The sequence below is a fragment of the Ferdinandcohnia sp. SAFN-114 genome (assembly GCF_059415045.1).
In genome coordinates this window covers 1-11,595 of sequence record NZ_JBPFDQ010000063.1, presented here as the reverse complement: position 1 = coordinate 11,595, position 11,595 = coordinate 1, and the positions used below count along the sequence as shown (strand labels likewise).

Here is an 11,595-nt window from a genome sequence, read left to right as displayed (position 1 = left end):
TGTGTTTTGCGGGTCATTTTTATAAAGTAGGAATTGTAGGAGTGCAAATAGGATAAGGATAATATCTCCTTTCCTATAAACTTATGAAATTATGTTTATAGTCCTTTTTACATCACTTGCAGATTTATCCAGGAGTTTCGTCTCCTCATCTGTTAGAGGAAGCTCTATGATTCTTTCAATTCCCCTTCCACCTAGTACTGTTGGAACGCCAAGATATATATCATGGTATCCATATTCCCCTTCTAGGTAAGCTATAGCTGGTAATACACGTTTTTTGTCTTTGACAATGGCTTCTGCCATTTCAACTAGAGAAGTAGCTGGGGCATAATATGCACTCCCATTTCCGAGAAGGCTTACAATTTCTCCTCCTCCGTTTCTAGTTCTTTGGATAATCGCTTCAATTTGTTCTTCCGCCATAATTTGATTCAATGGAATTCCGCTTACATTGGAATAACGAATCAGCGGTACCATACTGTCTCCATGACCCCCAAGTACAAATCCTGTTACATCTTCCACTGATATTTGTAAAGCCTCTGCTATGAATGTATTGAATCGAGCGGTATCAAGAACACCCGATTGGCCAATCACACGATTCTTAGGGAAACCCGTTGTCTTAAAACATGAATATGTCATAGCATCTACCGGATTACTCAGGACAAGGACATAACTGTCTGGTGCGAATTCTTTAATCTTCATTGAAACGGTGACCATAATGTCTTTGTTTGTTAACACAAGATCATCACGAGACATGCCAGGCCTTCGTGCAATACCTGCAGTAATTATAACCATGTCAGCGTCCTTAATTTGAGAGTAATCGGACGTCCCTTTAATCGAAACATTAAATTTCTGAACAGGTCCAGATTCAAGCATATCTAGTGCTTTTCCTTGTGTTGGTTTCTCCATCTCTGGTATATCCACTAATACAATATCACCTAGTTCTTTCTGGGCTAACATAAGTGCACATGTTGCTCCTGTGAATCCAGCTCCAATGACAGCAAACTTTTTCCGTTTAAAAGTTTTCATCTTTATTCACCTCAATTCTTTAAAAGACTACTCTATCGTTTCATTTTCATCATAATCCTTTTTAAACCATTTATTAACCTTATTCATTTCATCTTTCTGTCCATTAGAACCTTCAACTTTCATCTATAGTTCCTTTTTCTCCATATCTATGTCATCCGTATTACTGACTGGGTTACTCTTTTTAATAAGCTCCATTGTTTCAACATCTGGGTGGGGAATGACTAAATAGGACACGACTGCACCAAATCGATTTGCCGTTTCTCTTCCGACCTCTATTGCAGCTTGAACAGCACTAACATCGCCTTCTACTAAAATAGTAACAAGAGCTGCATCCACCTTCTCCTGACGGACTAGCGTTACATCGGCCGCCTTCACCATTGCATCCGCTGCTTCAATCGAGGCAATCAGTCCCCTCGTTTCGATCATCCCTAGTGCTTTCCTCATTTTTATACCCACCCTTATGATTCTATTTTTTACCATTCATTACGTAATCTATTTTTCCTATCGTTTTAGCTTTGAATTTGTGAAATAACTTTCTGAACAAGTAACTGTAACTCTTTCCTATCAATAGTGTTATTATCAAACATAAGTTTTCCTAAAACACTTTCAACAACCTCTTGCACCTTATGATCAAATGTGGCAATTGATCGAGATGACTCATTGGATTCTTGTGGAATTGTAACCTCTTTCGTGGAAAAAGCTAATCTCTTCACATTCATAAGATGCCTTACGGAAATATTATCACCCGTTATATTACCCCCATATGATCCACAGCCTAAGGTAAAGGAAGGCTTTAGACCAGTAGTTGCCCCAACTGCTCCCATTGTAGATAATGTATTCACAATGATACGAGACACAGGCATTTCATTTGCAAATTCTTCGGCAATTTGATTTTCGTTCGTATGGATTGAAAGACTATGCCCTCTTCCACCAAGGTCCAACAAACCTTTGCAAATTTCCTTTGCGTTCTCCTTATTAGCTGCTGTAAAAAGGGCAAGAACAGGTGACAGTTTTTCGATTGAAAATGGAGCTGACTTTTCAAGACGACTCTCTTCCGCCATGATTACACGGGTATCTACAGGTACTTTAATTCCGGCCATATGTGCAATTTCTACCGGAGACTTTCCTACAATTTCCGGATTAAGCTGTCCAATAACGGGTGAAATAATCTTTTCCATCTTTTCTTTTTCTTCGCCTTCAACAAAATAGACCTTATTCTTTTTCAGTTCTCTAATTGCCAATTCCTTCACATGTTGATCAACTACAAGTGCTTGCTCCGTTGCACAAATTGTCCCATTATCAAACGTTTTACTATCGACAATATTTTTTATAGCCTTTGCCACATTCGCTGTTTTCTCTATATATACAGGTACGTTACCTGGTCCAACACCGTATGCTGGTTTTCCCGAACTATACGCTGCCCGAACAAGACCGATACCACCTGTTGCTAAAATGACATTGGTTAGCTTGTGTTTCATTAGTTGTGTAGTTGCTTCTAATGTTGGGTTTGTAATCCAACCAATTAACCCCTCCGGTGCCCCAGCCTCAATAGCTGCCTCGTTACACACCTTTAATGCTTCAATCGTGCAGTTGGTTGCCCGTGGATGGGGACTTACAACAATCCCATTTCCACTTTTTAAGGATATCAACGTTTTAAAAATGGCAGTCGAAGTAGGGTTTGTTGTTGGAATGATCGCTGCTACAACTCCAAAAGGATACGCCATTTCCGTTATTTTTGCATGATGGTCACGATGAATAACCCCAATCGTTTTTTCATCCTTTATAGATTCATAGACATTACGAGAACTGACTTCATTTTTCATTTTTTTATGCAAGACAACACCCATTTTAGTCTCTTCCACGGCCATCTCTGCAAGTCTTTCTGATGAACGAAAAGCAGCATCAGCTACGTTTTTTACAATACGATCTATTTGCTGTTGTGAGAAAGTCTCGTACACCTTTTGAGCGCGATGCGCCTTATTCAATGCATTTCTCATTTCCTGGATTGACAGAACGTCCTTGTCCAATCGCATTTTCTATCCTCCCCTCTACTAATGCTTGGTTTTGAATCCTTCACCACAAGAAGAATGAGCATCAGTATTTTTGTATCGAACTATCCAGCTTCCGCCTTTGGGTGAGAGTTCAGAGATCTAGCTATTTATTATCGTTCGATAATCAACTGATTAATTGTTAGATTATCCGCAGAATGGATGACGGAATACGCAACGAGAGCACCTGTGCGTTCAGCTACCTGTTTTCCAGCCTCAATTGCTAGTTTTACCGCGCTGACATCTCCAGTAATATACGTTGTAACTAGAGCTGGGTCCGTTTTATTTAATTGAAATACTGCTACGTCTGCGGTTTTAAGCATCATATCCGTTGCTTCTATTGTCGTTGCAATTCCTAACGTCTCTATCATCCCAACAGCTATTCCCACTGATTTCATCCTTTCTGATCTTCTGGGTCAATAATTCCAATAATGATTGCATCAATTGGTACAGGCCGTTCGAGAAAGGTTGATGCTGATGTTCCTCTTGTTATGATGACTTTATCTCCTGCTCCAGCACCAATCCGATCAACTGCTACGAGAATTGAATCAGATATGGTATCTTTAGCGCCTAAGGCATCTATTTTCACCTTTAGCAATTTTACCCCTGTTAAACCTTCCTCTTTTCTAGTGGCCCATATGCTACCTATCACCGTTCCAATGACCATTCTTTAAGCCTCCTAGGCTGTTAAACTATTTTTCAATCAGCCACATATACCTAAAAAGAAATAGTAATCCCACGTTCTTTTGCTTTATCTATTGCAAGTGGGGTGATGATCATCCCGGGTTCAACAATAAGCTGACTACTATTGAAATTCTCAATATCTACTTCAGTAATTAATGTTTTAGTTGGTTCCACTTTCTTTTTACTACTAGACTGCATAACTGGTTGGAGCTCCTCCAGAACTTTAAACGACACTCCAAACTTTTCAATCATTTCCTTATATGCATTCATTTTTTTTATATATACAGCATATTTGTGTAACGTTGTACTAGCCTGTAATAACTTCTCCAAGGAAGGTTCAAGTACAAATATAATCGGTATTTCATGATAAATTAATTGTGAAAAAAGCATACTTTCTGGAGTATCGGTTAACCCAAGCGCAGCCCTAACTAGGGTATCTTGGTTAACATGGATAAAAGCAGCTTGTTGTATATTCGTATAAGACTGCTGTTCTGAAGGGTTTGCTTTTATGACATTCCAATAGCGTTGTAAATAATGCAGATCATCTTCTAGATTTTTTGTCTCATTATACATAACAAGAAGACTTGGCTTATATTTAAAATGTCCAGTCTCAACTTGGCTAATAATCTCTTCTACGATTCTTTCAATCATCTTAGAATCTATCATCGTGCGTCACCTGAATGAACTAGTTCCCCAAATTCACCCGTACGAATATTTGCAGCATTCGCCTCGTCCGTATCAATATGCATCTCTAGAACGTAATTAGGTGATATACGCACCTTTACCTTTTCAAAAGAAATAGGTCTATACTCATTTCTTATTTTTATACGTACAAAATCCCCATCCTGAACTCGGAACCTTTTTGCATCATTTGGAGACATATGAATATGAGCTTGGGCGATAATAAGACCCTTTTCCATAAAGATACTTCCTTTTGGGCCAATTATCGTAAAAGGAGACGAGTGTTCAATATTACCGGACTCTCTAATAGGTGGTTTTAATCCTAACTTTATAGAGTCCGTTATACTTACTTCGACTTGTGTAAGTTTTCTAAATGGACCTAGTATCCTCAGGTTTTGAATGCTTCCCTTCGGACCTGCAATTGTCACAGTTTCATTTGCTGCAAATTGACCAGGCTGTGAAAGGTTCCCTTTTTTTGTAAGGGAACCTGTTTTTCCGAAAAGCGTTGCAAAATCTTCTTTTGTTAAATGACAGTGTCGACCAGAAACACCGATTGGAACAAGTGTATCGTCTTTTTCATACTTATTTTTTGAATGAGTTAGTTCTTTTACGATTTTATCTACTAAATGATCAATCTCACATTTTTTCATTTAGTACCACCTCGAAAAAAATTATTTGCTCTCTCCTGTTACCGGTAAGATCCCAATCAATTCATTATGAGGGCGAGGAATGACATGTACAGAGAGAAGTTCTCCGACTCGTTGTGCTGCTGCACTACCCGCTTCAGTAGCAGCTTTTACAGCACCTACATCACCTGTAACAAGAACAGTAACTATCCCGCCTCCAACATGAACCTTACCGACAATATTTACATTCGCCGCTTTTACCATGGCATCTGCTGCCTCAATTGATCCTACAAGTCCTTTTGTTTCAATCATTCCAAGAGCACCGTTTAATCCTGACATATCTATTCCTCCATTTTTTATATTTTTTTATTCAATATTTACTTACAATAGTTGGTAAATTTCACCTTAGATGTATTGTTATTCGATCCTCTATTGCTAATTGAGCCTCCAAAATTAGAAGTTAAATTAGCAATATTGGCCCATTCATCTATTTCCTTCTCTGTTAGAGCTACATCATATTGTCTTTCACCATTTTTTTTCTTACTCCCACTACCTTTAGTAAAATGTAGCATGTTCCACTCCGTTATTTCATCGTCAGTAAGCGGTATTGAATATTCCATTTGTTTTTCCATCATGCCCATTTTCTTAAGTACAAGTTTTGTTATCTCCTCAATTAATGCTTTATCCATCTCTTCACCTCTTATTACTTGGCGGGAGAACCAACGTATTGGTATTCCTTATAACATTTCGGCTTTTACTTAGATCTAAAAGGGCTTTATTTTACTCCTCATATCATCCTCCTTAATAGAGAAAAATTAATTGACAAACGCTAGTTGTCTAGAAGCCTCTTTTATGCTCTTTTCACAGCGTTCTAACAATTCATCACAATATTTTTTATCTAATAACAAACCTGGCTTGAACTGCAGCACTTTTGTATCAAGCATCGAATAAATTGCCCAAACACCGTTATTGTAGAGATGTCGCATAACATCCTTAGCTGCATCTTTTTCGCGAAACTCAAGACCCATAATAACCCCAAGCTGACGGATTCCAACAAAATAATCTGGATATCTATTTTTTATTTGTTCTAATCCTGTCCTCAAATATCGCGATACATATTCTACATTTTTTATAACCTCCGGACGTTGGGAGATCTCTAATACTTTATCTGCAACAATACATCCCAGCTCTGCCCCACCAAAAGTAGAAATATGCGCAAGACCATCTTCATTCATCCAACCACCCGCACGTTCACTTACAATAGTTGCTGCAATAGGATAGACCCCCCCACTTAGTCCTTTTGCAGTGACAAGAATATCAGGTTCTACCCCATAATGTTCAATTGCCCATAACTTGCCGCTTCTCATCAAACCAGTTTGGACCTCGTCAGCTACATAAAGTGAACCATATTTTTCACAAAGCTTTTTCACACTTTTTAAATAGCCTTCCTCCGGCATCGGAAAACCATATGTCGCTGGTACCGTTTCAATTACGACACAAGCTACATCTTCTTCATAAAGTGCTTTATCCATTTCATCAAGATCATTGAATGGAACTTGTATAAATAATCCTGGCTCTCCCTGACTTAAAAAAGGGCCAGAATATCGAATGTGTCCTAATGAGACCGCCAACCCACTATGCCCATGGTATCCATTTTGGATGGAGACCACTTTTTTCCGTTTTGTTGCATACCGAGCACATTTAATCGCGGCATCTATTGCTTCACTGCCTCCAGATGCAAAAATTGAATAGCGAACACTATTTGGAGTGGAACGAGAAAGCGATTCTGCTAATTTTGCACGTCCGATTGCTGGAAAATGGTGGTTTCCAATATCGAAGTCTTCCATTGATTCTGTTAAGGTCTGTATAATTTCTGGATTTCGATGTCCCAGATTAAATGTTCCTCCATTTAAATGAAGGTTCATTAGTTCTTTACCGTGCATATCAAACACATAATAGCCCTCACGTTTGCCCATCACAAAGTCAATACCATCTTCCTGCCATTGGCGGGTTTTACCTGGATTCCATGACTGTATTGATCGATCTAAAACTTGATTTTTTGTCATTTTTACTTTTACCATTTGATTTAACTCCTTCGTTCAATTAATAGTTTTTTGTTAACTACCAACCACTTATTTATGTCAAGCGAATCTAGTATTTTGCCTCACCATTCAGTTTTTAGCGATTTGACGGTTTGGATGTTTAATTGAATGTCCCTTTTTCTATGATTGCGCTATCATGAACGTTTAGATAAAAACTGTTCATTCGATCTTCAAAATCTACTACAATACAGAATTTAATGTAATATAGTACTCTTACAAATTCGTGCCATTTATAGAATTCAAAATTCCTTCTTTTCCCAAAAAAAGATTGATATCAAAATCACCTACCCCCTAAGTAAGAAAATGAAGTGGCCAGTATCAATTTGAGGTTTTATTTGAACTTTTGTTGTTTTATTTTGATTTTATGATTTACTAACAGAAGATATTCGGAGATTGTCCAACATTTTAAGAATTTACACAGTTGAGCTGTAGGTGTAGAGGTGCGTTTCTTAGCTTCTTACGGTGACGATTTTGCTCTTTACATGGAAAACGGCACAACGAGTGGTAAAATGAGCTACCCGTTGTGCCTTGAAAAACTTTCTTCTGAATAATGAAATAGATTGATTTGGCATGTATAGGAGTGTCCTTTCCTTTAAATTCATTATTGGTGGATGACTATATAATCCTTTATCGCTGTTTTTTAAAGTTTGTTGTATTTCTTCATAAATAAAGGAAACTTCCAATAAGTAAAGTTCCCTTGTTCTTAGTACACCTTATATGTGAGCGATTTTACAAATCTACTTTCATGTCACGCAATGCACCTTGTTTAACGTATTTTATTAGTTTAGCAGCCTCATCTCGAACACGTTTTCTTCCTAATTCGGATAAAAACCAGTTATCCTTTCTGGTGAAAGTATCATCAGCTGGACATAACGTATAGGTGATCCAACTAGGCATATATGTTTGTAATGTCAGATGTAATCGTTTCATATGGTAAGATGTCGTTACTACCAAAATTCGTTTTATCCTATAAAGGTGAAATTCTCTGTTTAATACGAATAGAGAGGCTAATACATTTTCAAGTGTGTGCAATGACTGATCCTCAAGTAGTATATCTTTTTCGGAAACCCCTAACGCGATGGCTTCTCTTTTCATCGAATCTGCTTCTGAGAAATCACTTTCGTTCCACTTCACACCACCAGAAAACAATAGTTTATTGGCTCTACCTTGTTTATATAATTCTACTGCTTTTGGTACGCGATATTTAACGGCTTTACTGCTACCTGCGACCAATATACAATCTCCGTTCGCGAAATCATCTTCAATATCCGAAAATAATAGCTTGGTCACTTGTGCGTCTGAGAGTTTTTCAACCTCTAACTCAGACAGATACATTTACATGTTTCCCCCTTTACATAGTTACCCTATCTAAAATATACCACATTTTGGAAGCTTAACAGTATGTACAAATGCATCAATAAAAGTAAAACCATTAAATAGACCAGTAAACATCCTTAAAAGTCTCGGCATAACGAAGTGTAAAAAGTTGATAATCTCCCCCATAGATAGACTAACTGAACAGGTGAGTTCAATAAAAATGATTTCCTGTAAGTCAAAATAGGAGGAGTTATATATCTATTGACGTTTTTTACTTTTTTATTCCCTTTCCTTTTTCTTGTGTCCAAATCAGCATGAGAATTTAGCGAACACCAATACATGAAAACACCAGAAATTGCCTAAACTAGCCAAGAATAATACTTGATTGTTTTCATATGGGGGGGCATGGTTCTTTGAGGAATTTCATAAAACAAAAAAACGATTCAATACATGATTTGTTTAAAGAGGTTTCTAAATCTGATGATTTTTACCAATTTTCCACTAAGAGCTCCAATGAGTTACCCATATATTTTTCCTATTATAAGAGCCTTATAGATGAAAAAAAAATTCATCATCATCTCCTTCCATATATTCAATCTGCAGAGGAGGTATTTACAAAACTTACGGATGTAATGAATGCCATACCTATAGAAGATCGAGAAATCACTTCCGATCCTAAAGTAATCATAAACAAACTGACAAAAGGCTACATATTCATTCATTTAACGATAAATCCTGAGAAAGGTATTTTGGTTAATCTTTCGAATGGAACGAAGGGTTATAGAGATTTTAATAATGCTGAACATGAATATAGTGTCATCGGACCAAATGTGGGCTTTGTCGAAGATCTTGATACAAACCTCAGCCTATTGAGAAGGCATATTATATCCAAAGGTCTCGTTTTTAAAGAAATTACTAAAGGATCTCTTTCAAACACTCGGGTTGTGATTGGATATATTGATGGAATTGCAAATCCACAGCACGTCCAAACTATGAAACAACGGCTTGAGGATTTAGATATGGATGTTATATTCGATAGTTCAGTTCTAGATCAGATTATTTCTGATAACACAAATACTCCTTTTCCGCTATTCATGTCTACAGAACGCTTGGATCGTACAATCTATATGCTTTTACTTGGACAAGTAATCGTTATTAGTGACGGTTCACCTTATGTTATCGGAGGGCCTACTACTATATTTAACTTTTTTATATCACCAGAGGATTATTACTCACCGTGGTCAGTAGGGTCTTTCTTTCGATTAATACGATTTATTGGTGTCCTCTTTTCAATTTTGGCAACACCAATTTATGTCGCAGTATTAACACACCATTATGCAATCATTCCGGAAGATCTGTTAACCCCGTTAATCAAGTCAAGGGCAAATGTCCCGTTTCCTCCTTTACTGGAAGCTTTATTTTTAGAAATTACAATAGAGCTCTTGAGAGAAGCAGGAGGTAGACTTCCGACTAAAGTTGGCCAAACTCTGGGAATTGTTGGAGGTATTGTAATTGGGCAAGCTGCTGTTGAAGCTGCACTTACAAGTAACATTTTATTAATCATCGTAGCTCTTGCAGCACTTGCTTCTTTTACTACTCCTATTTTTAAGATGTCTAATACCATTCGGATATTAAGATTCCCACTTATTCTCTTAGCTGCAATTTGGGGAGGCTTCGGGGTAACCCTGGGTCTTACTTTTATCCTGTGTCATCTAATGAGGTTAAAATCTCTTGGCACAACCTATTTGACACCTCTATACCCATTCAGGTACAGAGATTTAAACGATAGTTTTATTCGGTCTTCTTTAAGCGTCACGACTAAACGTTTTACCTTCTTTAGACCTCTAAAGTTGCATAGGTACAATGTCAAAAAGCATAAAGACATCGAGGATGACTATAATAACGAATAACTTATTTCTTTTTCAAGAGGTTGTGGGCCATGATGAAATTACTAAAAATCCTATTTGTCCTGTTCTTAATAGTAGGATGCTCTAGAAATCAAATACTCGAGGATTTAAAAATAATTGAGTCATTAGGCTATGATCTTGAAGAGGATAAAATAAAAGGGAGCGCCTCTTTCCATGTTCATTATGATGTACCAGCAGGAGCACCAGTAAAGCTTCTTACAGCAGAATCCGAAACTGCAAATGGAATATTTACGACCTTTACGCAACAAGTACAACACCCTGTTGCAATTGGAAAAACAAGAACAATAATAATGGGACAACCTTTTGCAAATGAAGGTATTAAAGATTTAATTGATACGCTTGTCAGAGATCCAATCGTAGAAAGCAATGCAAAAATGGCAATATCAAAGGAGGAGGCTGCTGAAGTCCTTAATCTTTCTATGAAATTTCCACCCTATTATCTCTCTGATGTAATTGAACAAAATATAACATACGGGAATACGCCAAAAACCAACGTTCACACAGTATTAAATCAATTCTATGGTGCTGGGCAAGATGTTTACTTGCCAGTCTTAACCATTTATGAATCTGAGAAGATAATGGTTGATGGTTTAGGAATTTTTAAGGGTGACAAATTGATGATGCTCCTTCAGGATAGGGAAGCGTTCCTCTTTAAGATCATTAAAGACAAAAATATTAGTGGTACTTATGAATTCATCAGCAAACAGAAGGAGAAAATCTTTCTAAAAATTATGTATGGGAAACGAAAAATCTCCATTAAAAATACTTCTCAAAACCCACAGGTGATAATTAAACTTGATTTGTTTGCTCTTATTAAAGATTACCCAGGATCTCTTGATCTTTCTAAGAGTAAAGATGTAAAACAATTATCTAAAAAGATTGAAAAAGAATTAAGCACAAAAATTGAAAGGTTATTGGAAGAGTTTAAAGAGAGACAAGTAGATCCTGTGGGATTTGGGGATTTAATTAGAAGTGAAAAACGGGATTGGACGCAAGATAGCTTTAATGATCAATACCCAAATTTAGAATTTGAAATTGAAACGAAGGTGAACTTTCTACAGAAAGGAGTGGAAGGATAGTGAAACAAAAAAATAAAGAAAACTATTTAGTAGAATGGTACCTGTAGGAAGGACACTCGAAAAAAAGAGTGTTCAACCTACAGGTATTTTTATATACTTGAATTTCA

13 protein-coding genes are annotated in these 11,595 nt (G+C 37.1%); 2 read left to right on the top strand and 11 right to left on the bottom strand.

The window, feature by feature from the left end; all coding sequences use genetic code 11:
- Positions 1-81 precede the first annotated feature (81 nt).
- The 11 genes from mdh to ACR65M_RS18365 form a co-directional block, all read right to left on the bottom strand.
- Positions 82-1,023 carry a malate dehydrogenase gene (gene mdh / locus ACR65M_RS18415; RefSeq protein ID WP_440274038.1) on the bottom strand — a complete coding sequence of 314 codons (942 nt, stop codon included), beginning with the start codon at positions 1,021-1,023 and terminating at the stop codon, positions 82-84.
- Between the two features lie 123 nt (positions 1,024-1,146).
- A complete protein-coding gene (locus ACR65M_RS18410) occupies positions 1,147-1,467 on the bottom strand; it encodes a BMC domain-containing protein (protein ID WP_440274037.1) in 321 nt (106 codons plus the stop codon).
- A 65-nt stretch (positions 1,468-1,532) separates the two neighbouring features.
- Positions 1,533-3,056 (bottom strand): aldehyde dehydrogenase family protein, encoded by a 1,524-nt coding sequence (locus ACR65M_RS18405; RefSeq protein ID WP_440274036.1) that lies wholly within the window; start codon positions 3,054-3,056, stop codon positions 1,533-1,535.
- 128 nt (positions 3,057-3,184) lie between these two features.
- Complete coding sequence (locus ACR65M_RS18400; protein WP_121445951.1) at positions 3,185-3,469, bottom strand: BMC domain-containing protein; 285 nt, start codon at positions 3,467-3,469, stop codon at positions 3,185-3,187.
- Positions 3,466-3,738, bottom strand: a complete 273-nt coding sequence (locus tag ACR65M_RS18395) for a EutN/CcmL family microcompartment protein (RefSeq protein ID WP_440274035.1) — start codon at positions 3,736-3,738, stop codon at positions 3,466-3,468. Before ACR65M_RS18395 ends, ACR65M_RS18400 begins: the two co-directional genes overlap by 4 nt.
- 50 nt (positions 3,739-3,788) lie before the next feature.
- Positions 3,789-4,421, bottom strand: coding sequence for a hypothetical protein (locus ACR65M_RS18390; RefSeq protein WP_440274034.1), 633 nt, complete (start codon positions 4,419-4,421; stop codon positions 3,789-3,791).
- On the bottom strand, positions 4,418-5,086 hold the full coding sequence (gene pduL, locus ACR65M_RS18385; RefSeq protein WP_440274033.1) for a phosphate propanoyltransferase: 669 nt from the start codon (positions 5,084-5,086) through the stop codon (positions 4,418-4,420). The genes ACR65M_RS18390 and pduL overlap by 4 nt, the downstream gene beginning before the upstream one ends.
- A gap of 21 nt (positions 5,087-5,107) precedes the next feature.
- On the bottom strand, positions 5,108-5,401 hold the full coding sequence (locus ACR65M_RS18380; RefSeq protein WP_121445947.1) for a BMC domain-containing protein: 294 nt from the start codon (positions 5,399-5,401) through the stop codon (positions 5,108-5,110).
- Between the two features lie 38 nt (positions 5,402-5,439).
- Positions 5,440-5,751: a hypothetical protein gene (locus ACR65M_RS18375; protein WP_440274032.1), complete on the bottom strand. Its 312-nt coding sequence runs from the start codon at positions 5,749-5,751 to the stop codon at positions 5,440-5,442.
- A gap of 126 nt (positions 5,752-5,877) precedes the next feature.
- Positions 5,878-7,143, bottom strand: coding sequence for a class-III pyridoxal-phosphate-dependent aminotransferase (locus tag ACR65M_RS18370; protein WP_440274031.1), 1,266 nt, complete (start codon positions 7,141-7,143; stop codon positions 5,878-5,880).
- A gap of 750 nt (positions 7,144-7,893) precedes the next feature.
- Positions 7,894-8,499: a YdcF family protein gene (locus tag ACR65M_RS18365; protein ID WP_341331408.1), complete on the bottom strand. Its 606-nt coding sequence runs from the start codon at positions 8,497-8,499 to the stop codon at positions 7,894-7,896.
- A 377-nt stretch (positions 8,500-8,876) separates the two neighbouring features.
- Between ACR65M_RS18365 and ACR65M_RS18360 the strand changes: the two genes are divergently transcribed.
- Both ACR65M_RS18360 and ACR65M_RS18355 read left to right on the top strand, forming a co-directional pair.
- Complete coding sequence (locus tag ACR65M_RS18360; RefSeq protein WP_121445944.1) at positions 8,877-10,391, top strand: spore germination protein; 1,515 nt, start codon at positions 8,877-8,879, stop codon at positions 10,389-10,391.
- Positions 10,392-10,420: 29 nt separating this feature from the next.
- The gene (locus ACR65M_RS18355; protein ID WP_440274030.1) at positions 10,421-11,488 is read left to right on the top strand and encodes a Ger(x)C family spore germination protein; all 1,068 of its coding nucleotides are present in this window, start codon (positions 10,421-10,423) and stop codon (positions 11,486-11,488) included.
- Positions 11,489-11,595: the final 107 nt, after the last annotated feature.